The sequence below is a fragment of the Thermomicrobium sp. genome (assembly GCF_053493975.1).
The window spans coordinates 15,755-38,257 of sequence record NZ_JBRBZA010000016.1 but is presented as its reverse complement, the minus strand read 5'-3'; the positions used below and the strand labels follow the sequence as shown (position 1 = coordinate 38,257).

Below are 22,503 nucleotides of genomic sequence, written 5' to 3'. Positions count from 1 at the left end.
CACGGCGTTGATCCTGCACCGTGCCACATTCAATTGTACGCTATGCGAGGGCGTGCGTGCAGCTTCACCGCCCATGGTGGCGCTGCCTAGCTCAGCGACTGCTCGCTCGCTGTCCCCTGCGCTCCAGCGCTAGGTCTGGAGGTCGAGATGATGTTCCTCAGCGAAGCCGATGCTCGCAACCTCGCGCTCCGCGCGCTCGGTCGCTTCGGCGGTCCTCGTACTGTCTACCGCTCGCCGCGCCATCCCTTCTCACCCGCCGGAGTGCGTACTCTCACGATCGATGACGTCGAGATCCGCATACGCTACGGCGAGATCAGCTCACCCGCTATCGTCGAGTTGGCCGGGTACGTCTTCGAGATCCGCGAGGACGAGCTGATTCTCCTCTTCAGTCCGCCGACACCATGAGCACGCCCGAACGTCGCGTCGGCTTCTCCATGCGACTGACTCTCGGCGCTGCGCTGGCGGCGGTCATGGCGATCCTGGCCGTGCGCCACCGTGCGCTCGACCGCAGTGGAGCGCTCGCGGCAATGGCCGTCGGTACGCTCACCTTCGCGGCGGGTGGCCTGGCGTGGTCGCGGGCGATGATCGGTTTCTTCGTGACCGGCAGCCTTCTCAGCCGTGTCGGGCGGCAGCGCAAGCGTGCTGCTGCGACCCAGGGGCAGCGTGGCCAGCGCGATGCGCGGCAAGTGCTCGCGAACGGAGGACTGGCTGCTCTCTTCGCGGCGTTCCACATGATGAGCGAGCAGCGCAGCGACTGGTCACTCCCGTTTCTTGGGGCGATCGCCAGCGCTGCCGCCGATACCTGGGCGACCGAGATCGGGATGCTGAGCACCCATCCGCCACGGTCGCTCCGGACTGGCCGCCCGGTTCCACCCGGTACGTCGGGCGCGATCTCTTTGCTCGGTCTGCTCGGTATGGTTGCCGGGGCGAGTTTCGTGGCGCTGCTGGCGCCGCGCGGGACGCCCCGCCTCCCCATTGCCGTGGCTGGTTGTCTCGGTGCACTCGCCGATAGCCTTCTGGGGGCGACCCTCCAGGTCCGCTATGTCTGTGCAATCTGTCAGCGCTCGTTGGAACAGTCGGCCCATCCCCCCTGCCCCGGTCCCGCGCGGCGTGTGAGCGGCCTTCCAGGCCTGACCAACGATGCCGTCAATGCGCTCGCGACGCTCGTCGGGGCGGTGCTCGCGAGTCGCCTGGGTCATTGGACCAGGCGGACGAGTGCCTCCCGCGGCTCGTACCGCTGACCGAGGAAGATCGGCGTATCCAGCTGCGTGTACTTCCGAACCTCGGCTGCCCGCAAGCGCTGGACCATAGTGATCAAGGTCCCGACATCGTCGTCCTCGAGCGCGACGATGAACTCCTGATCCTGGACGCCGAACGAGTTGACTGTGTTGGTCAGCACGGTCGGAAACTCGTCGCCGAGTCGCCCATGCTCGGCCATCAGGCGCCGCCGCTCCTCGAAGGGCAAGAGATACCATTCGGGCGTCTTGACGAAGGGATAGACGCTCAAATACCGCTTGGGAGGCTCGCCGCGCAAAAAGGCTGGCCCGTGTGTCGGGTCGTATTGTGAGCTTCCCGCCATGCCGAAGTAGGCATAGCGGACCGGCAAGGCCCGACCGAGTGCGGTACGCCGCAGGGCCAAGGCGAGCTCCTGGAAATGTGCCGGATCGTGCCCGAGTACCCAGAGGATGAGATCCACATCGGGACGGAAACCGGTCGCCAAGTAGACTCCGCGGAGCGCTGTCCCCTCGCTCCGCTCGAGGAGTTGGACGACTTCCTCTACTGCCGGCTCGACCGGGCGCGGTACCCGGTCCTGATCCAGCGCGCAAAGCCAGAACACGGTGTAACGCGGTACAGCGTTCATGTCGTCGCGCGTCCTTTCCGATCGGCCATGCGTCTCCTGCTCCTCGCTGCGATTCTGCCAAATCTGCTGAAATTGTTCGAGTCGGGTAAAATTTGACACCTTCCTGCCCCACTGGATTCCCTGTAGCAGCTCCCGGCGCACGATGAGGACTCGACAGACCGGCACGTCCGAGCACACGCGGTGCAGAGGTGTCCCGACATTCCGACATGCGAGGCAGCGCTCTGCTAGCGTGCGGGAGACCCGCTGTCAGCACAACGGCGAGTCGGGATGGGGCACGACTTTTTCGGCTCGTGACGCTGCGCACGCTCGCGAGGGTAGCCGCTCGTCGACCGCTCCGGCGTCGTCATGGTTGCGGTGTCGGCGGGCTGAGTGCTCCCTCTGCCGCGGGACCGACGATCGCGACCTGCAGACGTGTTGGATCGAGGTAACGGACGGTGACGGCACGGACCATATCCTCGTCGATCGCCGCCAAGCGCTCAGGGAGTCGCTCCAGGTAATCCAGGCCGAGCTCGTAAAAGAGCGAGTCGGCCAGCGCTCCTGCCAGACCAGCCGCTGTGGAGATTCCGAGCACGATGGTCCCAGTGAGCGCGGTTTTGGCGTCGGCCAGTTCCTGCGGGGTGGGACCTTCGCGTCGGAACTGCTCGAGCTCCTCCAAGATCTGCCCGATCACTTGCTCGACATGCACGGGTGCCACTCCCGCATAGGCTGTCCAGAAACCGGTCCCCAGCCCCGTCTCCAACGCGCTGGCCGCATAATACGCCAGCCCAGACCGTTCACGGACTCGCGCACCGATGCGACCCATGAGACCGAGCCGTCCCAGTACGACATTGGCGAGGCGTAAGGCCTCGTAGTCGGGATGCCGGCGTGGTATGGTCAGGATGCCCAGTGCGAGATCTGCCTGTTGTTTACCCGGCAGTGTCTCGGTCCGGCGTGTGCCATGGTCGGCGGGAACGACGTCCGGAATCTCGAGCGGCGGGGCCGCTCCCTGCCAGGGGGCCAATGCTCGCCCCAGCCACTCGCTGACGATCTCGGGTTCCAGACCTCCTGCCACCGTGATGACCGCCCCAGCGGGTCGATAATAGGTGTCGTGAAACGTTCGTACTGCCTCGACGGTGAGCGACTGCAAACTCTCCTCGGTGCCCAGAATGCGGTGATGATACGGGTGACCGGTTGGATAGAGCAGTGTTCGCAACAAGGCGTCGGCCTGGGCACGCGTGCTTTGCTGAGCCTGCCGCAGTGCGGTCAGCGCTTGCTGCCGTACCCGGTCCAGCTGCTCGGGCAGAAAGGCGGGAGACACGATGACCTCGACCAAGAGCGGGAGTGCCTGCTCCAGAACCTCCACGAGGCAGGTCAGACCGATATCCACGCTATCGCGACCGACGTTCACGCTGACGGTCGCTCCCAGCCGGTCCAGCTCTTCGTTGAGTGCAGCTTCGTCACGCGCCAGTGTTCCACGCGTGAGCAGCTGGCCGGTGACCGAAGCGATGCCAGGCAAAGTCCTGTCCCGTGCCGCACCAGCTGGGATACGGATGTTCACCACTGCGAGGCGGCTCGCCGCAATGGCCTGACCGGCGAACTGCGCCCCGTTCGCCAACCGGCCGGTCACTGGCGCGAGATGAACCCGCGGCAACACGATCGGTTCCGAAGGTGACGATGCACCGCCGGTGAACCAATAGCGGGGTGCAGGCGTCACGAACGGTTCACCGGTCATCCCGACGCGCTCTCCGTCGCTCGCCACCGGTTCCAACCAGCCGACCGTCCGTCGTTCCGGTCGGAGATACGTGTTCGCGACCCGTACCACGTCGTCCGGCTCCACTGCCTCGAGCTCGGCCAACAGGCGTTCCGGTGATCGCTCTGGCGCGACAACGGCGAGCGAGCCGAGCAGAGCAGCGCGGCTCTGCGCACTTTCGTTCGCGGCGGCGAACTGCACCATCAACTGCCGCTTCGCACGGGCAAGCTCGTCCTGACCGATGGTCTCCTCGCGGAGACGTGCGATCGTTTCCTCGATGATCGTCTCCACACGAGCTGGTTCAGCGAGAGGTGTGAGGGTCGCGGATACCGTCAAAACGAACGGGTCGAGGGTGAGCGACATGCTCGAGGCTGCCGCAGTGCACAGCCCGGGAGCGACCAGTGCACGGTAGAGGCGCGCGCTGCGACCCATACCGCCGCCACCGAAGGCGACCGGTTTTCCTCCGGAGAGAATCGCGTCGAGAACGAGCAGTGCGGGAATATCCGGGTGGGTCGCTTCGGGCACGCGCCATGCCATGAGCAGCTGGGCAGTCGGCGCTGGTCGCCGAACAGTCACGCGTCGTTCTCCCCATTGGTCCGGCTCGCGTGCGCGCACTGGCGGGGGTACTGGACCGGCGGGCAGCTCCGCGAAGCGTCGTTCCACCGCGATCAGGGCGCTGTCTGGATCGATATCCCCTGCGACCACCAAAATGGCGTTGTTCGGTTGGTAATAGGTGCGATAGTGCTGGTACAAATCGTCGCGCGTAATGGTTTGCAGGTCCTCTCGATAGCCGATGACCGGATGCCCATACGGATGCGCCCGAAAGGACGCAGCCAGCACTTCTTCACGGAGGTACGTGCTGGGCTGGTTCTCGCTGCCGGCGCGCTCGGCGAGGATGACGGTACGCTCCCGCTCCACTTCCCCGGGGTCGAACGTGGCCGCGACCATGCGATCGGCCTCGATGTCCAGCGCGAGTTGCCAGCCCGGCGTGGGCAGCGTCTCGAAATAGGCGGTGTAATCTAGCCAGGTGAAACCGTTCAGGGTGCCACCCCAGCGATTGACCTGACGGAAGATCGCACCAGGCGGGAAACGCGGTGTTCCCTTGAAGAGCATGTGCTCGACCCAGTGGGAGATCCCCGTGAGACCTGGTTGCTCGTTCCGGCTGCCGACCCGGTACCAAATCCAGCAGGAGACGACCGGTGCGTGCCGGAGTGGCTGCAGGAGAACCTCGAGACCATTGGTCAAGCGTGTCGCGACGAATGCGCGATCATCGTGCATCGAGCCCCTCCTCACGATGCTGCACCGGGCACGCAGCCGTTCTTCCGTATGCCTCTCACGCCTCGCCGCGGAGCAGCCGGCGCAGCACGAACGTGAGGATACCGCCGTGCCGGTAGTACTCGATCTCCATGTCGGTGTCGAGCCGGGCGATCGCCTGGAACTCGATGATCCGCCCGTCTTCACGCTCCGCGCGTACCGTCACCAACTCGCGCGGCACCAGGCCATCGCTGATTCCAGTGATGGTGTAGCGCTCGCTGCCGTCCAGTCCGAGCGCCTCGGCGTTCTGGCCGGGCAGGAACTGAAGCGGGAGGATGCCCATACCGACGAGGTTGCTGCGGTGGATCCGCTCGAAACTCTCGGCGAGGACAGCTCGTACCCCGAGCAGCATCGGGCCCTTCGCTGCCCAGTCGCGCGAACTCCCGCTGCCGTACTCTTTCCCGGCGATCACGATGAGCGGGACGCCCGCCATCTGGTAGCGCAGAGCGGCTTCGTAGATCGTCACGAGCTCACCGCTCGGGAAATGCGTCGTCCAGCCACCTTCCCGCCCCTGAGCGAGCCGGTTGCGCAAGCGGATATTGGCGAAGGTGCCGCGCACCATCACCTCGTGGTTACCCCGCCGAGCGCCATAGCTGTTGAAGTCCTTGGGCTGAACTCCTCGCGCGATCAAGTACTGCCCGGCCGGGCTGTTCACGGGGATCGAGCCCGCCGGGGAGATATGGTCCGTCGTGACCGAATCACCCAACCAGGCGAGCACGCGTGCCCGCTCGATGTCACGCAGGGGAGGCGGTTCGAGCGTGAGATCCTTGAAGAACGGCGGCTCTTGGATGTAGGTCGATTCAGGATCCCACTGATAGAGGTCCCCGGTCGGGACTGGTAACGAGCGCCAGTGCTCGTCCCCAGTGAAGACTTCGCGGTAGCGCTCGATGAACAGTTCTGGGCCGATCGCTTTCTCCATCGCCTCTCGGATCTCCTCCGGCGTCGGCCAGATCTCGCGCAGATAAACCGGCTCGCCATTCGGGTCATACCCGAGAGGCTCGCTCGTCAAGTCGATGTCCACTCGGCCGGCGATCGCAAAAGCGACGACCAGCGGCGGGGAGGCAAGATAGGCGGCGCGCACTTGCGGATGGATCCGCCCCTCGAAGTTGCGGTTACCGCTCAAAACGGCTGCCACGACGAGTTCGTGCTCTTGCACAGCTTTGGCGATCGGCTCGGGAAGGGGACCACTGTTGCCGATGCACGTCGTGCACCCGTACCCCACCAAGTGGAAGCGCAACGCTTCCAGATAGGGCATCAGTCCGGCACGCTCCAAATACGCCGTCACGACGCCTGAACCAGGCGCAAGACTCGTCTTGACGGCGGGATTGGTATCCAGTCCTCGCTCGACCGCCTTTTTGGCTAATATGCCAGCGCCGAGCATCACCTCGGGATTGGAGGTATTGGTGCAGCTCGTGATCGCGGCGATGACCACCGAGCCGTGTGTCAGTTCGACGTGCCGGCCATCCAGGTGCACATCGACCACCTTGCGGCGCTGTCCGACCGGCACCACCGGCTCGCTCGGCTCTTGGGCCTCGTTCACCGAGCCACCTTCCCAATCGAAGCGTTCCTGTTCGGCCTGTGATGCGGGGAATTGCTCTGGGAATGCGGCTCGCAGCGAGGCGGGGAGCTCGGACAACCGCACCCGGTCCTGTGGCCGTCGTGGCCCCGCCAAGCTCGGCTCCAAGGTGGAGAGATCGAGTTCCACGATCTGGTCGAAGAGCGGGTCCGGACTCTCCGGTGTGCGGAAGAGTCCCTGCTCCTTCGCATAGGCTTCCACCAGTCGGACGTGCCCCTCGCTCCGCCCCGTGAGTCGCAGATAACCCAGCGTCTCGTCGTCGATCGGGAACATCACGGCTGTCGCACCCATCTCTGGTGCCATATTGGAAATCGTCGCGCGATCGGGCAAGCTGAGATGTCGGAGACCGGGACCGAAGACCTCGACGAATTTCCCGACCACGCCAACTTGCCGCAAGAGCTGGGTAATCGTGAGCACGAGATCGGTCGCGGTCACGCCCCCTGGCGGCTCGTTGATGAGGCGCAGGCCAACGACTTCCGGCAAAAGCAGGTAGATCGGCTGGCCGAGCAGAACGGCCTCCGCCTCGATGCCACCGACTCCCCAGCCGAGAACACCCAGCGCGTTGATCATCGTGGTGTGGGAATCCGTGCCCACCAGTGTGTCTGGGAAAGCAACGGCTTCTCCATCGCTCTGGCGTACCGCCACGACCGATGCGAGATACTCCAAATTGACCTGATGCACGATCCCGGTACCAGGGGGCACGACGCGGAAATTGCGGAACGCTTGTTGCGCCCAGCGCAGGAGCGCATATCGCTCGCGGTTTCGTTCGTATTCCTTCTCGACATTCCGCTGGAAGGCAACCGTCGTACCGAAGACGTCTACTTGAACCGAATGATCGATGACCAGATCGACTGGAACCAGCGGGTTGATGCGCGAGGGATCACCGCCGAGGCGTGCGACCGCTGTGCGCATCGCTGCCAGGTCGACGACTGCCGGGACACCCGTGAAGTCCTGCAAGAGGACACGCGTGGGCAAAAACGGAAACTCCTTTGCGGGTTTCGTGCCCGGTCGCCAGGCCGCGACCAGCCGAACATCGTCCTCGGTAAAGGGCTGCGCTCCCGCGTACCGAAGGACATTCTCCAGCAGTACCTTGACCGTGTACGGCAGCTGATCCAAGTCGATGGCCATCTGGTCTGCGATCGTGGCGAGGCGAAAATAACTGACGCGACCTTCTGGAGTATCCAGCGTCGCGCGTGCACCGAACGGATCGATCCCTCGCGTGACCATCGCCTGCTCTCCTCGCTCCCATTCTGGACCTTCGTCCAATGCCTCTCATCCTGCTTCTTGCACTAACTCTACTGCGCACCGGTCACCGGCCGAAAGGGAAGACAGGACTCGTCCGCGTACCCGCCTATCCAGGTTTTCCTGACAGACGGAACACGCCTCTCGCGTTATACTGACTTTCGCAGCACGGGACACCGGCGGCGTACTGCCGAAGCGTGTGGGACGTGTTGCGAGTATGGCCGACTCGGTAATCCTCTCGAGTCGGTGACCGAATACCCTCTTTGCACCTCCAGTTTCCCCCTCTCTACCCCTCTCTTCGGGGCGGTGGACTCCAGACCGCCCCGACCTCTTGCGTGCACTCGCCGAGACGACGGTACGGCGAGCCGTACCAGCTCCCTGGCGCGCCGCTGAGCCGTTCTTGGGGACTCGATCTATCGCGTTGTGCTCAGGTAGGTCTCCGGGTCTGCCTCGAACAGGCGACGACAGGCTGGACAGCAGAAGAAGTAGCGCTGTCCTCGGTAGTCGACGACATGCCGCGCGCTCTCCGTGTTCACGGTCATCCCACAGACCGGATCGATCGCCTCGCGGGCGGGAAGCTCGGAGCGCGCGTCAGCGCCCTCTGGATTCCACGTGTTCCGCCAAACCGATTTGGCGGCGATGAGTTCAGCCAGAATGCTGACTGCGATTTCCTCTGGGCTCGTGGCCTGGATGTCGAGTCCAGCCGGCGCTTTGACTCGCTCCAGCAAGGTCTCCGGCAGCGATCGTGCCAATGTCTGGCGGATCGCCCGGAATCGTTTCCGACTGGCTACCAGTTCGACGAAGGGGACACCGGCACGCAGCGCGGCTTCGATCGCGTCCTCGTCGTACGCACCGAGGCTGGCGACGACAGCGACACTCGGTCGGCTGCGCGGTCGATCGCCCGGATCCAGGCTATCCAGCCATTCATCCACCTCGGCCGGCGCTCCGCTCGCCCCAGGGCGCAGGGCGACCACCCAGTAGCCCATCGCCTTACCCAAGCGGAGAAGCGCGTCAGCCACCGGACTTTCGCCGTAGACCAAGAGTTGCGGTGCCGGGAGAAACGGTTCCAGGAAAATCTCGAGTGCTCCTTCGCTGTGACACGTCATAGGAGCGACGATGACGCCTGGCCGAGGCGGTTGATCGGGAGAACCCTCGGGGTCGATCCGCAGAATCCGCGCTCGCCCATCGTGCAATGCAGCCATCGCCTCGCGCATGACGGCCGGTTGCGCGCAACTCCCCCCGACCCAGCCGAACAGTGCGCCGTCCGCAGTCACGATACCTTTCGCCCCCGGCTTCGCTGACGTGGGACTCTGGGTCCAGATGACCGTTGCGAGAACGAAAGGCACTCCACGCTGGCGGAGATCCGCCGCCAGCGCGAAGAGGTCACGTGACAGTGTTGCTTCGGCAGAACTCGCCTGGCTCATCTCGCCCGCTCGTCGCTCATCGGAAATGAGCCCGGGCGCAGCGATCCGGCCTGCGCGACTTGCCGGATCGCTGCGCTGCACTCACTCCGCCACACCCTTCTCTTGGAGAATCCGATACAGTTTGGCAGGTGTGATCGGGATGTCGATATGGCGCACCCCGAGATGGCTCAGTGCATCGACCACAGCATTGACGATCGCTGGCGGTGCACCGATCGTTGGGCTCTCACCGACACCCTTGGCGCCGAGCGGATGATGTGGGGAAGGCGTGACCGTCTTGGCCGTCTTCCAATGGGGTGTTTCGACCGCCGTCGGCAGGAGATAGTCCATGAAGGTACCGGTGAGCATGGTTCCGTTCTCGTCGTAGACGATCTCCTCGAAGAGCGCTGGCGCCATACCCATCGTCAGCCCGCCGTGGATCTGGCCCTCGACGATCATCGGGTTGATGATCGTGCCACAGTCGTCGACTGCCAGGAACTCCCGGATCTTGACCTGACCCGTACCGCGATCGATGTCCACGACACAGACGTACGCGCCGAAGGGGAACGTCAGATTGGGCGGATCGTAATAGCATTCCGCCTCCAGACCCGGCTCGAGCCCGAGCGGGAAATTGGTGTAGGCCGCAAACGCGATCTCCTGCATCGTCTTGTACCGATCAGGAGCTCCCTTCACCCGGAACGCGTAGTCCTTCCATTCCAGATCGTCCGGACTTACCTCCAAAAGGTGCGCTGCGATCAGTCGAGCCTTTTCCCGAATCTTGCGGGCAGCCACCGCCGTGGCTGCACCGGCCGTCGGCGTGCTACGGCTCGCGTATGTGCCGAGCCCGTACGGTGCTGTGTCGGTGTCTCCGTGCTCCACGGTGATGTATTCGACCGGGATGCCGAGTTCTTCCGCGACGATCTGCGCGAACGTGGTCTCGTGTCCCTGCCCTTGTGTCTGGACTCCGATCCGTACGATCACGGCGCCCGTTGGATGCACTCGGATCTCCGCACTGTCGAACATCTTGATGCCGAGAATGTCGAACGTGTGTGAGGGCCCCGCACCCACGATCTCGGTGAATGTCGAGATGCCGATCCCCATCAGCTCACCGCGCGCCCGCCGCTCGGCCTGTTCGCGGCGCAGCTCTCGATACCCGATCATCTCCAGCGCCTTTTGCAGCGCTTCCGGGTAATTGCCGCTGTCGTACTCCCAACCGGTCGGCGACTTGTACGGGAATTGGTGCGGCTGGATGAAGTTCTTGAAGCGGATCTCTGCCGGATCCATGCCGAGTTCATCGGCCAGGATATCGACCATCCGCTCGATCGTGTGCACCGCCTCGGTCACGCGGAACGAGCAGCGATAGGCGACGCCTCCCGGCGGCTTCGTGGTGTAGACACCGTCGACTTCGACGTGCGCTGCTTCCATGTCGTAGGAACCCGTACAGACACTGAACAGGCCAGCCGGGAAACGCGACGGATTGGCCGCTGCATCGAAGGCACCGTGGTCGGCCACCACCTTGACGCGCAGCGCCCTGATCTTGCCGTCCCGATTGGCTGCGAGTTCAGCATGGATGTGATAGTCGCGGGCAAAGGAATCAGCCTGCAAGTTCTCGGAGCGATCCTCGATCCACTTGATCGGCTTCTTGTGTTTGAGCGTCGCATAGGTGGCGATGACGTACCCGGGGTAGACCGGCACCTTGCCGCCAAAGCCTCCTCCGATATCGGGCGAAATCACGCGGATCTTGTGTTCTGGAATCCCCGTAACCAGCGAGAAGACCGTCCGGTGCGCGTGTGGAGCCTGCGAGGTCATCCAAATCGTCAGCTTGTCAGTTGCTGGATCGTAGTTGGCGACGCAGCCGCAGGTTTCGATCGAAGCGACGTGAATCCGTGGTATGTACAAATCCTGAGCGACGACGACCTCCGCTTCTTGGAAGATACGATCGGTCTTTTCCTTGTCTCCTGCTTCCCAATGCCAAATGTGGTTCGTCTTCTGCTCTCGATCAGGGCGCACCAGCGGCGCGTCCGGCTCGAGCGCCTCGAAGGGATCCAGCACCGGCGGCAGCGGCTCGTACTCGACTTCGACTGCCAGCACGGCATCGGCGGCGACATAGCGATCAGTGGCGATGACCGCTGCTACTTCCTGTGCATAGTAGACGACGCGGTCAGTCGGCAAAACCATCTGTCGGTCGCCCATGAGCGTCGGCATCCACGCGAGATTGGCCTTGGCCAACTCTTCACCAGTGATCACGTCGATCACGCCCGGCATCGCCAGTGCTTTGGACACGTCGATGCGCTTGATGCGCGCATGAGCATATGGGCTGCGAACGATGTCCATGTAGAGCATGCCGGGCAGTTTGACGTCGTCGACATACGTGCCTTTCCCGCGAATGAACCGCGGATCTTCCTTCCGCTTGACTGGAACGCCGATACCGCGAACAGTTGTCGCTGTCATCGTTCATGCTCCTCCCACACCTGCTGTTGCGCTTTCGCGCATCTTGCGTGCCGCGTACTGGATCGCCTTGACGATGTTGACATAGCCGGTACAGCGGCAGAGGTTGCCAGAAATCGCCGCACGGATCTCTTCCTCAGTTGGATCAGGATTTTCCGCGAGCAACGCGACGGCGGTCATCATCATTCCCGGTGTGCAGTAGCCGCACTGCAGTCCATGCTCTTCCCAAAAGCCTTCCTGGACGGGGTGCAGCTGGCCATCACGCTCCAGCCCCTCGACGGTCAGGATCTCGGTTCCGTCAGCTTGTACGGCGAAGACCGTACACGACTTGACGGGGCGCCCATTCCAAATGATCGTGCAGGCACCGCAGCTGCTCGTGTCGCAGCCGATGTGCGTGCCCGTGAGGTCGAGGACGTCGCGAATGAAATGGACGAGCAAGAGCCGCGGTTCGACTTCTGCAGTGTAGGTTCGTCCATTGACGGTAACGGTGATCGGCACACGTTCCATGCTCTGCCTCCCTCATCCGTTGGCCTGTGCTCGCTCGAGTGCCCGGCGCAAGGCGCGGAACGTCATTGTCCGGGCAACCGCTCGTTTGTAATCCGCTGGGCCGCGTAAGTCGCTGACCGGATCGGTTGCCTGTGCTGCCAGTTCGGCTGCTTCCCGGAACAGCTCATCGCTCGGCTGCTGGCCGATCAGCACCTGCTCGGCTGCGGTCGCACGGAGCGGCTTATAGGCCAGATTGGTCAAACCGATACCTGCCTGGACGATGCGCCCACTTTCGTCCAGTGCCAAAAACGCTGCCGCCGCGGCGATCGCGTAGTCGCCGACTTTCCGCTCGAATTTGAGATACGCTCCTCCCGAACGTGGCGGAGGGGCCGGGATACGGATTTCGGTGAGCAGCTCGTCGGGTTCGAGCGCAGTCACGAAGGTGTCCACGAAGAACTCATCGATCGGGATGACGCGTTCCCCCTTGGGACCGGTGGCAACGACCTGTGCCCGGAGTGCGAGCATGGTTGCCGGGTGGTCGTTGGCCGGATCACCGTGTGCCAAGTTACCCCCGACCGTGGCCAGGTTGCGGACCAGCGGATCGGCGATCACCAGTGCGGTGTCGTGGAGGATCGGGTAGCGCTCGCAGATCAGGGACGAACGCTCCAGGCTCGATTCGCGCACCAGCGCGCCGATACGCAGGGAACCATCGCGCTCTTCGAGAAAGTCGAGCCCTGGTACGCGATTGATGTCGATCACGTAATTCGGTTCAGCCAGCCGGAACTTCATCATGGGAATGAGACTTTGCCCGCCGCTCAGAACCTTGGCGTCGCTTCCGAGTTGAGCGAGCAGCGAGACCGCTTCCTCTACGGACGATACCCGGCGATAGCGAAATGGTCCGGGAATCATCACCGATGCTCCTTCCGCTCTGCTCCGGTTCAGCACCGCTCGACCGTGGCCAGCGTGCTTCACGTTCGGTGAACTTCCGGACGACGTCCTGGCCAGAAAGCACGGGGGGACCCCGACCGGTGTTCAGCAGAAATACTCTCCGCTGACAGCGAGTATAAGGGAGAGGTTTCCTATGGAGGAACCCTCCGATCGGAGGGTGTTCATCCCCTCCGATCGGAGGGTATCTCGGAAAGAAGAGCAGTCAGTGAGGGAGAGGGCGGAACGGTATCGTGGCGCCCCGAGTCGGCAGGCATGCGACTCGTCTCCTCACTCGCCTGCCGAGGACGCCGTCGTTGCCATCGTGACCTGCTCGGGCGTCTCCAAGCCGAGATGCTGAGCGAACCACTGCAGGATTCGCGTCAAGAGATCCCGCTGGTGGTTCCGTTCCTCGAACCCGTGCTTCTCACGCGGGTAGGTCACGAGTTGGCAAGGTTTTCCGAGGATCTGCAAGGCCCGGTAGAACTGGATGCTTTCGCAGACGCTGACTCGCTCGTCCTCTTCTCCGTGAGCGATGAGCACGGGGGTTCGGACTCGCTGCACGTAACGGATAGGTGAACGTTCCCAGTACGGCTCAGGATCGTCGGAGGGTGACCGCTCGAAATACGACAGATTCGCCGAAGGGATGTCGCCGAGGTTGTTATCGCTGATCAAGTTGCAGAGACCGGCTCCCATGAAGGCGGCACGGAAGCGGTCGGTCTGGGTGATCGTCCAGGCTGTCAGGTACCCTCCCCAACTCCATCCGCTCACACCGAGGCGCGAAGGATCGGCCAGTCCAGCCGCGATCAGCGCCTCGACGCCGCTGACCACGTCCCGGTACTCACCGCCTGCCACATCGCCGAACAGCGCATTGATCCATTCTGTGCCACGGCCGGTGCTGCCCCGCGGATTGGGGAGGAGGACTGCACAGCCGCGCGATGCGAGCGGTTGTGCCCAGTCGTGCCAGGATCCGGCGAACTCGTTGGCCCATTGACTTGTCGGACCGCCGTGAATCTGCACGACGAGCGGATACGGGGGACTTGCCGTCCCGTCTCGGGGGAGAACGAGAAGCCCTTGCACGGTCACTCCGGGGTCGCTCGTCCATTCGATGCTGCGGACTGGGCAGAGTTTGGCTTCGATCTCTGGGTGGAGCTGGGTTCGTCGCTGCGGAGTGTAGTTCTCGGGGGATATGTCGTTGGAGACGCGCCAGCACCACACGTCCGGCACATGCTCCGCATCAGACCACACCCCCGCCCACCTCGTGCCGTCCCTGCTCCCGCTCACCCTCCCGTGCCAGCTTCCCGTCGTCCGCGGGCACAGCAGGCGCCGTTCTCCGTCCCATTCCAACCGATAGACCCGTGCGTCCAGTCCCTCGTACCCCACCATGACCAGCGCTTCGCCTCGGCAAAAGGCGCCCAGATGCTCGACTGTTCCCCCATATGCCGCCGTCAGGCACTCCGGCTCACCTCCCCTCACACGCCGTCGGAAGACCGCTTCTCCGTGCACCACCCGCCCCAGCGGGCCGCGATAGGCCAACCACTCGCCGTCAGCCGACCATACCAAGTCCTCCGCGACGCCGCGCATCGTGAAGAGTTCACGGTACTCGCCACGCTCGATATCCAGCAGCGCCACGCTGGTCACCCGGAACAGATCGTCCACTCGCGGGGTTCCACTCACCGCGAGAGCTAGTCGAGCACTGTCCGGTGCCCAGGCATATGCCCATACCTGCACGCGTTCCGGCGAGACGACCCGCGCCGCACGCGTCCGCACATCGAGAAGCCATAACCGCCGATACTTCCAGTCGGCATCCCACACGCGCGCATCGTCGCGCCGCTCGCGGCGCTGTCTCTCTTCCTCGGTCTCCGGTTCGACCATGAGGAACGCGAGAAACCGCCCATCAGGAGACCAACTGAGGCTATCGATCTCTCCCGCCTGGTCGAAAACGCGAAGCGCCTCGCCTCCGTTCCGCGGTATGAGATAGATACTGGTTTTCCCACGTTCAGCTCGATCGGACAAAAACGCGATCCATGTGCCGTCAGGCGACCAGCGCGGTTCCCGATCGTGCCAGAGTCCACTCGTGAACTGGCGAGCGTCTCCCTCCGCGAACGGCACGATCCAAAGGCTGCTCCGCCAATGCTCCTCCTCCCGACTGACCGGGCGAACCACATACACGATCGTCTCTCCGTCCGGGGCCACCTCGACATCGAAGGGACGGCGCATCGCGACCAATTCATCGACCGTAAGAGTGGTTGCTTCCTTCTCGCTCACCTCCACCTCCTCGTCGCGGAGATCTATGCGGGATATGTCGTGAGGAGCTCGTCAGGCCCCTCTCTGCCGTCTCGCCTCGTAGTCTTCCCACGTGTCGATGTCCCCCGGCATCGACTCCTCGATCTCGACCACGTACACGCGCTCACGATACCGATCCACCAGCTTCCACGCCGCCTTCTCACCCCGCAGTCCTCTCAGTTCCGCAAAGAGCGAACGATCGAAGACCAGCGGATGCCCCTCCCCGTCTCGGTACCGTGCCACCGCGATCGCTGCCGCTGAACGCTCCCACCCCGCGATCACTCGCTCGATCGTTTCCGCCCGCATACCCGGCTGGTCACCGAGGAGAATCACCACCGCATCGAGTTCGCTCTCCTCCAGCGCCGCAAGCCCGCTCCGATACGATGCTGCGCATCCTTCACCCGTCTCATCCGGAAAGACGATCCGCGCACACCCCAGCCGCTCGCCCGCCCGCTTGCCGAGCGCTTCAGCCACCTCTGGCCGCAACACCACGGCGACCACCGCCAGCCGCCCGGCACGACAGACCTCCTCCACGACCGCCTCGACGAGCGTGCGGCTATTCCATGGCAACAACTGCTTCGCACGCCCCAGACGCTCCGAGCGTCCTCCCGCGAGGATGATGGCGCCGACTCGCTTCTCCCTCGTCACCGTAACCAGCCCCGCTGATTCGCCATCATCACCGCTTCGAGCCGGTTGCGGGCACCCAACCGCCGCAAGATTTCTTGTACATACCCTTTGACCGTATTCTCGCTCAGGAACAAACGCTCCGCAATCTCCCGGTTCGACAGCCCTTGCGCGATGAGCCGCAAAACGGAAAGCTGGTGCGGTGAAAGCGGAATGTCCGTCATCACCTTGCGATTCCGCAAGCGCTCCACCACGACCGATGCCACTCGCGGGTCGAGCACTGCTTCCCCACGTGCGATCATCTTGAGACTCTTCTTCAGGTCGAAGTGCACGATGTCCTTGAGAACGTATCCCTGTGCACCAGCCAGCACACACCGGTAGACGAGTTCTTCGTCACCAAACGCGCTGAGAATCAAGATCCTCGTTTCCGGTACGCGCTCCCGGATCAACCGACAGACATCATCGCCCTGCATGGAAGGCAATCGCACGTCCACGATGACGACATCCGGGCGCACCGCATCGACCATCGCCACACCGCTCGGCCCGTCGGCAGCCTCTCCCACCACCAGGAAGTCCGGATCGTCGGCGAGGATGTGCTTGAGGCCGTTCCGCACGATCTCGTGATCGTCTATGATGGCCACGCGCAGTGGCTGCCAGCTCACACCTGCTCCGCCCATCGTGGCTCAGTTGGTATCACCGCCCGAACGACGAACCCGCCATCTTCGCCGTTGTACCACGAGAGTTCCCCACCGACCGCTTCGGCTCGCCGGCGTATCGAGCGCAACCCGAAGCGTCCGGCCGCTGGCACCGAGACGAGCGAGGTAGGCGGTATCCCACAGCCATTGTCCTGCACGACGAGGATGACCGATCGTTCGGTGAAGTGCAAGCTCACGATGGCGAGATCCGCCCCCGAATGCCGACGAACATTCGTCAACGCCTCGCACGCGATGAGGAAAATCGCGTCTTCGCACTCCGGAGGCAACCGACGCGGCTTCCCCTCGATCACCAGTTCGACCCGCAAGTCATCGCTTCGGTACCCCTCGACCAGCTGTCGGATGCGCTCGACGAGTTCGCCCCCACCGACTGGCATCTCAGCCAAATCGTAGACGACCCGGCGTACCTCGGCTGCCCCCCGCGCGGCCAATTCCCGGATGCGGTCGAGCGCACGCAGTACCGGCTCCCGCACATCCGGCTGGTCCCGACACCACGTCGCCTCGATCCCGATACCGAACATGATCTGCGCGACTCGATCGTGCAAGTCCGCCGCGATCCGATTCCGTTCCTGATGGAGGAGCGCCTCGACCCGCGCTGCATCGAGGCGCGCATGCAGCTGTTGGAGATCAGCGATCATTTGTCGCTGCCGCTCGTAGAGCCGTGCATTTTCGATCGCGACCGCCACCTGGTTCGCGAACGTACTGAGCAACCGCTCGTGACGCGCGTCGTAACCGGTGGGGCGATTCGCCACACCGATCATCCCGATCGTTTGCTGCCGTACTCTGAGCGGAACCCCCAAGAACGTCTCCACCGGTGGATGTCCCCGCGGGGCACCACGATGCAGGGGATCGTTGCGAACGTCGTTGGAGATATTCGGTCGCCCCTCGAGGATCACCACGCCGAAGATCGTGCGGCGAATCGGGATCTTGCGGAACCGCTCGTAGAAATCCGATCGATCGGGGACGAAACCGCGGATGGCCGCGACGTCCATCGTCTCTGGTCCGTCGACCAATCCGACGAAGCCGAAGGCGGAACTCGTCAAAGCTAAGCAGTACTCGAGCGCCCGATCCATGACTGCACTGAGCTCGCGCAGGCTCGCGATCTCGACGGATATGGCGTAGAGCGATTCGAGTTGTGCCTGCCAGTCATCTCGCTCAGCGGTCGGACCCAACTCCGGGAAACGCGTGATCATCGATGACCTCCAGCTGCGCGCAGTGTACCATGCGCCTGTCCCGTCTCCGCTCACCTACCCGTATCGCGCGACATCGGGTACGATCGGCAAGGTGCCGGGGCATACCGGGAGGTAGAACGCGATGTCGGCTGTCGATTGGCTTCGTGAGCGCTTGAGCGACCGCACGTTGTTCGATCATTCCTGCCAGCCGCCAGAGCGTCTTTCCACCCGCATTCCCCCCGACTACCTCCGACGCTGCTTCTTGCCTGAAGCGCTTCCGGACACGTTGCGGCAGATTCCCTACACGGTCGCCTATCGTCTCGCCCTGCGTTGGCTCGCCCAGTGTCTCGGCTGCGATCCGACCGAGGAAGCCATCCTCCACGCCCGAGCCGAACGCTCGCTCGAGGAATACGTTCAGCTGCTTGCCGAGGACGCTCGACTCGGCCCCGCCTGTGCACTGCTGTCAGCGGACGAACGCGTCTACAGCCCGACCGAATGGGCCGCCCTCGTCCAGCGGCCAGTCGCTCAACTCGTCGCAGTCGAACCGCTCGCTGAGAAGCTGCTTCCGCACTGCACCTCCTGGGACGAACTGCGGACGCTCTTGGCACAAGCGCTCGCCGAAGCCGTCGGACGAGGCGCGGTCGCGCTCATCAGTGATTTCCCGCAACGAACGTCCCTCGCTATTCAACCCATCGATGTCGCTACGGCCGATCGGTCTTTTTACGAAGCTCGTGCCGAGATGGACGCCGGCCTCTTCCAGCAGCTCCGCCATCGCCGGCTCTTGTATGCCATCTTCTGGGTCGCCCTCGAAGTCGCTGCTGAGCTGACCGTTCCCCTGCAAATCGTGTTACCGAGGTATCCGACTCGGGATCCTCATGCCGATGACCCCGCATATCTGCGGACGGTGCTCGATGAACCCCGTTACCAACACGTTCCGATCGTCCTCGTGAGTCCGTTGCGGCTTCACCCGCACGCTATCGCACTCGCTCGTCAGTATCCGCACGTCCTCCTCGATCCTGGACCGAGTTTCCTTGCCTACCCTGGTTTAGCCCGTGCAATGATCCGCGAGTTGGTCGCGAGCGTACCGACGCTCAAGCTTCTCGCCTCCACTGGGGGACATTTTCTTCCCGAGCATCAATGGTTCGTCGCTCGGGTGTGGCGTCTCGCACTCGTCGAGGCACTCGGCTCGCTCGTCGAGGACGGGCTACTCACCCTCGCCGAAGCCGAAATGGACGCCACGCTCATCCTGGCGGGGAACGCCCAGCGAACGTATCGCTTCCCACGATGACCATGCCTGGGAGGGTACCGATGCAAGACGAGCTCGCGCAGCGACTGACCCGCTTTCGCCACGCGTTGTTCTCGAGCGGTATCGACGTCGCGATCGTCGGGCCATCCGCCGACTTCCGCTATCTCACCGGCCATCCTGCCACATCGAGCGAGCGCCTGCTCGCACTCGTCGTCCCGCAGGCAGGTGAGGTTTTTCTCTTGGTTCCGGAATTGGAATCGACGCGCTTTGGCGAAACATTACCGTTCGCCTTGCGGACTTGGAGGGACGGCGAGGATCCCATTGGCCTGCTCGCAGCGCACTTGGAGCACCTCGGAGTCGGAACGATCGGTGTCAACGACGAGTTCTGGGCCGCCTTCCTCCTGCCTCTCCAGGCTGCACTACCGACTAGCCGCTTCACCCGCGTGAGCCCGATCCTGCAGGCATTGCGACGCATCAAGAGCGCCGCGGAAATCGCCCTGGTGCGCGAGGCAGTCGCACGGGTCGACGCCGCCTGGCAACGGTTCTGCGGGAGCGAGTACCTTACCGGTCGCACCGAGCGGCAGGTCGCGCGCCGTCTCACTGAGCTCCTCCTCGAGGAAGGCCTCGACCACGTCGCATTTTGTATCGTCGCCAGTGGCCCCCATGCCGCATCGCCGCATCACGAGCCGACGGATCGGATCATTCAGGCCGGTGATCCCGTGGTCATCGATGTCGGGGGTCCCTATCATGGCTACTTCGCTGACCTGACCCGAACACCGGTCGCTGGTTCCCTGGGCGACCCGGATTTCGCCGCCGCCTACGAGGCCGTACTGGAGGCCCAACAAGCAGCTCTCGCCGCTATGCGACCGGGGGCGAGCTGCGAGGACATCGACCGGATTGCGCGGGACGTCCTCGCGACGCATGGCTTGGCCGAAGCCTTCCTCCATCGTCTCGGCCATGGTCTCGGCCTTTCCGTCCACGAGCCGCCTTACCTCGTTCAGGGCAATCCCGAACGCTTGGAGCCCGGCATGATCGTCACCGACGAGCCCGGTGTGTATCTCCGCGGTCGTTGGGGGCTCCGGATCGAGGATGTCGTGCTCATCACCACCGAAGGCGCCGAGCGGCTCACCCGCGCCCCGCATGACCTTCTCGAACTTCCCTGAGGGCTAGCTCAGGGCGACCATTCCCCGGCGATGACGATCGTATTGCCTCCCCGCCGCTTGGCGGCATACAGTGCTTCGTCAGCTGCTCGCAACAATGTTTCGGGTGTGTCACCATGCTGCGGGGAGACCGCTACCCCGAGCGAGATCGTCAGGGAAACGACCTCGTCGCGCACCTGGAAGGACGCGTCGGCGACCGCTCGTCGTAAGCGCTCAGCGATGTCGTGCGCCACCGAAATATCCACTCCAACGAGGACCACCGCGAACTCGTCACCGCCGTAGCGGGCCAAGAGGTCACTCGGTCGGAGCGAGCGCGCCAGTCGCTCTGCGACCGATTGCAGAAGTGCATCGCCGAACAAATGGCCTTTGGTATCGTTGAGAGCCTTGAAACCGTCGAAATCGATCAGGATCACGGCGACATGCTCGACACGCCGATCGCGTAGAGCACGGCGCAAGTGATCGAGCAGGGCTCGGCGGTTCGGCTGTCCTGTCAGCGGGTCGGTCAGTGCCTGCCGTTCGAGTTGCTCGGTCAGTTCCACCTGGCGCATCAACAGCTCCAAGTGCACCGCCACGTTCAGGGCGAGACGCAAGTCCTCCTGATCCAGCCGGTGACCGCGCCGGCTCTCGATGTTGAGCACTCCGATCGGCTTGCCCTCCCGACGCAGGACAGCCACGACTTCGCTCTCCATCGGCAGATCCGGTTGCGGATCGAAGTAATCTGGATCTTGTCGAACATCGACAACGAGCTGAGCACGATTCTCACGCACTGCGCGTCCGGTCACGCCGCGATCGGCTCGCCACTCGTTGAACGTCAGACCACCCTCCACGCGGATCGCCCGGCCGACGAATCGTGTACCGTCGGCGCTCAGCAGCGCCAAGCCCACGAGTGCATAACCGAACTCGCGCTGGAGACGGTCCGCCACCATTTCGAAGGCCGAATCCAGATTGCGATCCTCCGAGACCATACGGGTCAAGTCGTGCAGGAGCTCCAACTCCATGAGACGGCGTCGCTCGAGCGTCACGTCTCGGAGTACCAGTTGAACTTGTGGGTACCACGCGCGCGTGCTCATCGGTAACTCGATGACACGAGCGTGAAAATCGATGATGCGGAGGTGCTTGTCCAGCGTCAGCACAGGGATAGTCGCTTCCGCTGCTGGAGCACCGACCGGACGCTGGCACCATTCCTCCCACGGTATCGGCGCGAGGGATCGCACGATCTCGAGCAGCCGGGTACCAGCCAGCTGTTCTGGACGCTCGTATCCCAAAAGTCGAGCGGCTGCCCCATTGGCTAATCGCACGGTCCCGTTCAGCTCGCAGAGCAGCACCCCGACCGGTTGTTCTTCCACCAACGCGCGGTACTGCTGCTGGTTCAAGATAAGTTCCCGCCTGACCTCGCTGATCGCCCAGGCAGTCGCCAACGCCTCCGCAGCCGCATCGAACAAGGCGATCTCCTCGCGCTTCACGTCCTCGTATCGCTGGAAATAGATCGAAAGCAACGCAGCGACGCGACCAGTCCGACGCACTGGCACCACGATACCCGCTTCCAGTCCGCATGCGCGGCGCACCGCGGCGTCGGTGATCACCCGCTCATCCATCGAATCAGCGCGCATGTCCACCGGTTGCACGACCGATGCCAGCACCCGCTGCACCAGTTCTGCCGCCCGGCCCTGAGCACGCTCCTCCACCTGGCGGACGAACTCCTCCGGCAGGCCCACGGATCCTTCGCAAACCAGCCGGTTTTGCTCCCACTCGATCCGCCACAGACCGAGTGCCGGGACATCGAGGATGCGCTGCAAAAGCACGAGGCTCCGTTGCACCCAATCAGGACTCAGCTCAGCTAATAAGGCGAGGTCGGTTTCGACCTGTCGGAGCGCGTTGAATCGCAGGAACTGGCGGCGTTCTCGCTCCTGTTCGCGCGACTCCAGCGCACGTGCGAGCGCGAAGATGCGCTCCAAGTCGACCGCGGTTACCGGATCGTACAGCACGGCACCGAAGCCAGCAGCCAGGAGTTCCGGTGTCGCTCCGCGCTCGCTCCGCACCAGGGCAACGACGAGCAGGCCGGAACTGGCCGCTCGCGCGAACTCCCATACGTGCGGGGTCGAAAGATCCGCATCGAGAAGCACCACCCGGACGCCCGGCGGACGAGCTCCCCCGGCCGGAGAAACCCACGCGTCCCGCTCTTCGACACGGTGCACACCCAGTTCCTGCGCGAGCCGCGCGATCGCTCCTCGCCGAACTGGATCCCGATCGATGATGAGGAGGTCGAGATCGTCCCACGCCATTACAGGAACAGTCCCATGAAACCCTTCCCTCCCAAGACGT

General features: G+C 63.7%; 16 protein-coding genes. 4 read left to right on the top strand and 12 right to left on the bottom strand.

What is annotated here, in order from left to right:
* The first annotated feature begins 147 nt into the window (after positions 1 to 147).
* Complete coding sequence (locus tag ACWIVK_RS03805) at positions 148 to 405, top strand: protein-L-isoaspartate o-methyltransferase 1 (protein ID WP_448575242.1); 258 nt, start codon at positions 148 to 150, stop codon at positions 403 to 405.
* Positions 402 to 1,241, top strand: coding sequence for a DUF92 domain-containing protein (locus ACWIVK_RS03800; RefSeq protein WP_448575241.1), 840 nt, complete (start codon positions 402 to 404; stop codon positions 1,239 to 1,241). The genes ACWIVK_RS03805 and ACWIVK_RS03800 overlap by 4 nt, the downstream gene beginning before the upstream one ends.
* On the opposite strand, the gene ACWIVK_RS03795 is transcribed toward ACWIVK_RS03800, so the two are convergent.
* The 11 genes from ACWIVK_RS03795 to ACWIVK_RS03745 form a co-directional block, all read right to left on the bottom strand.
* On the bottom strand, positions 1,196 to 1,861 hold the full coding sequence (locus tag ACWIVK_RS03795) for a chlorite dismutase family protein (RefSeq protein WP_448575239.1): 666 nt from the start codon (positions 1,859 to 1,861) through the stop codon (positions 1,196 to 1,198). The genes ACWIVK_RS03800 and ACWIVK_RS03795 overlap by 46 nt on opposite strands.
* A 343-nt stretch (positions 1,862 to 2,204) precedes the next feature.
* Entirely contained in the window at positions 2,205 to 4,868 is a 2,664-nt protein-coding gene (locus tag ACWIVK_RS03790) for a M16 family metallopeptidase (protein WP_448575238.1), read from the bottom strand.
* 55 nt (positions 4,869 to 4,923) lie between these two features.
* Positions 4,924 to 7,707 (bottom strand): aconitate hydratase AcnA, encoded by a 2,784-nt coding sequence (gene acnA / locus ACWIVK_RS03785; protein WP_448575237.1) that lies wholly within the window; start codon positions 7,705 to 7,707, stop codon positions 4,924 to 4,926.
* Between the two features lie 428 nt (positions 7,708 to 8,135).
* Positions 8,136 to 9,146 (bottom strand): XdhC family protein, encoded by a 1,011-nt coding sequence (locus ACWIVK_RS03780; RefSeq protein WP_448575236.1) that lies wholly within the window; start codon positions 9,144 to 9,146, stop codon positions 8,136 to 8,138.
* Between the two features lie 81 nt (positions 9,147 to 9,227).
* A complete protein-coding gene (locus tag ACWIVK_RS03775; protein ID WP_448575235.1) occupies positions 9,228 to 11,573 on the bottom strand; it encodes an aerobic carbon-monoxide dehydrogenase large subunit in 2,346 nt (781 codons plus the stop codon).
* 3 nt (positions 11,574 to 11,576) lie between these two features.
* On the bottom strand, positions 11,577 to 12,077 hold the full coding sequence (locus ACWIVK_RS03770; protein ID WP_448575234.1) for a (2Fe-2S)-binding protein: 501 nt from the start codon (positions 12,075 to 12,077) through the stop codon (positions 11,577 to 11,579).
* A gap of 12 nt (positions 12,078 to 12,089) precedes the next feature.
* Complete coding sequence (locus ACWIVK_RS03765) at positions 12,090 to 12,965, bottom strand: FAD binding domain-containing protein (protein WP_448575233.1); 876 nt, start codon at positions 12,963 to 12,965, stop codon at positions 12,090 to 12,092.
* 306 nt (positions 12,966 to 13,271) lie between these two features.
* Positions 13,272 to 15,248: a S9 family peptidase gene (locus ACWIVK_RS03760; protein WP_448575231.1), complete on the bottom strand. Its 1,977-nt coding sequence runs from the start codon at positions 15,246 to 15,248 to the stop codon at positions 13,272 to 13,274.
* Between the two features lie 51 nt (positions 15,249 to 15,299).
* The gene (locus ACWIVK_RS03755; RefSeq protein ID WP_448575230.1) at positions 15,300 to 15,914 is read right to left on the bottom strand and encodes a nucleotidyltransferase family protein; all 615 of its coding nucleotides are present in this window, start codon (positions 15,912 to 15,914) and stop codon (positions 15,300 to 15,302) included.
* Positions 15,911 to 16,552: a response regulator gene (locus tag ACWIVK_RS03750; RefSeq protein WP_448575229.1), complete on the bottom strand. Its 642-nt coding sequence runs from the start codon at positions 16,550 to 16,552 to the stop codon at positions 15,911 to 15,913. Before ACWIVK_RS03750 ends, ACWIVK_RS03755 begins: the two co-directional genes overlap by 4 nt.
* Positions 16,549 to 17,796 carry a GAF domain-containing sensor histidine kinase gene (locus ACWIVK_RS03745; RefSeq protein ID WP_448575228.1) on the bottom strand — a complete coding sequence of 416 codons (1,248 nt, stop codon included), beginning with the start codon at positions 17,794 to 17,796 and terminating at the stop codon, positions 16,549 to 16,551. The genes ACWIVK_RS03750 and ACWIVK_RS03745 overlap by 4 nt, the downstream gene beginning before the upstream one ends.
* Positions 17,797 to 17,917: 121 nt before the next feature.
* On the opposite strand from ACWIVK_RS03745, the gene ACWIVK_RS03740 reads away from it, so the two are divergent.
* Together ACWIVK_RS03740 and ACWIVK_RS03735 are read left to right on the top strand one after the other, a co-directional pair.
* Positions 17,918 to 19,063, top strand: coding sequence for a hypothetical protein (locus ACWIVK_RS03740; RefSeq protein WP_448575226.1), 1,146 nt, complete (start codon positions 17,918 to 17,920; stop codon positions 19,061 to 19,063).
* 20 nt (positions 19,064 to 19,083) lie between these two features.
* The gene (locus ACWIVK_RS03735; RefSeq protein WP_448575224.1) at positions 19,084 to 20,184 is read left to right on the top strand and encodes a M24 family metallopeptidase; all 1,101 of its coding nucleotides are present in this window, start codon (positions 19,084 to 19,086) and stop codon (positions 20,182 to 20,184) included.
* An 8-nt stretch (positions 20,185 to 20,192) separates the two neighbouring features.
* Here the strand turns inward: ACWIVK_RS03735 and ACWIVK_RS03730 are convergent, their stop codons facing one another.
* Positions 20,193 to 22,463: a diguanylate cyclase domain-containing protein gene (locus tag ACWIVK_RS03730; RefSeq protein ID WP_448575223.1), complete on the bottom strand. Its 2,271-nt coding sequence runs from the start codon at positions 22,461 to 22,463 to the stop codon at positions 20,193 to 20,195.
* Positions 22,464 to 22,503: the final 40 nt, after the last annotated feature.

Coding starts and splice junctions, on each gene's coding strand:
- ACWIVK_RS03805 (WP_448575242.1), top strand. CDS start 148: ATGATGTTCCTCAGCGAAGCCGATGCTCGCAACCTCGCGCTCCGCGCG.
- ACWIVK_RS03800 (WP_448575241.1), top strand. CDS start 402: ATGAGCACGCCCGAACGTCGCGTCGGCTTCTCCATGCGACTGACTCTC.
- ACWIVK_RS03795 (WP_448575239.1), bottom strand. CDS start 1,861: ATGAACGCTGTACCGCGTTACACCGTGTTCTGGCTTTGCGCGCTGGAT.
- ACWIVK_RS03790 (WP_448575238.1), bottom strand. CDS start 4,868: ATGCACGATGATCGCGCATTCGTCGCGACACGCTTGACCAATGGTCTC.
- acnA (WP_448575237.1), bottom strand. CDS start 7,707: ATGGTCACGCGAGGGATCGATCCGTTCGGTGCACGCGCGACGCTGGAT.
- ACWIVK_RS03780 (WP_448575236.1), bottom strand. CDS start 9,146: ATGAGCCAGGCGAGTTCTGCCGAAGCAACACTGTCACGTGACCTCTTC.
- ACWIVK_RS03775 (WP_448575235.1), bottom strand. CDS start 11,573: ATGACAGCGACAACTGTTCGCGGTATCGGCGTTCCAGTCAAGCGGAAG.
- ACWIVK_RS03770 (WP_448575234.1), bottom strand. CDS start 12,077: ATGGAACGTGTGCCGATCACCGTTACCGTCAATGGACGAACCTACACT.
- ACWIVK_RS03765 (WP_448575233.1), bottom strand. CDS start 12,965: ATGATTCCCGGACCATTTCGCTATCGCCGGGTATCGTCCGTAGAGGAA.
- ACWIVK_RS03745 (WP_448575228.1), bottom strand. CDS start 17,796: ATGATCACGCGTTTCCCGGAGTTGGGTCCGACCGCTGAGCGAGATGAC.
- ACWIVK_RS03740 (WP_448575226.1), top strand. CDS start 17,918: ATGTCGGCTGTCGATTGGCTTCGTGAGCGCTTGAGCGACCGCACGTTG.
- ACWIVK_RS03735 (WP_448575224.1), top strand. CDS start 19,084: ATGCAAGACGAGCTCGCGCAGCGACTGACCCGCTTTCGCCACGCGTTG.
- ACWIVK_RS03730 (WP_448575223.1), bottom strand. CDS start 22,463: ATGGCGTGGGACGATCTCGACCTCCTCATCATCGATCGGGATCCAGTT.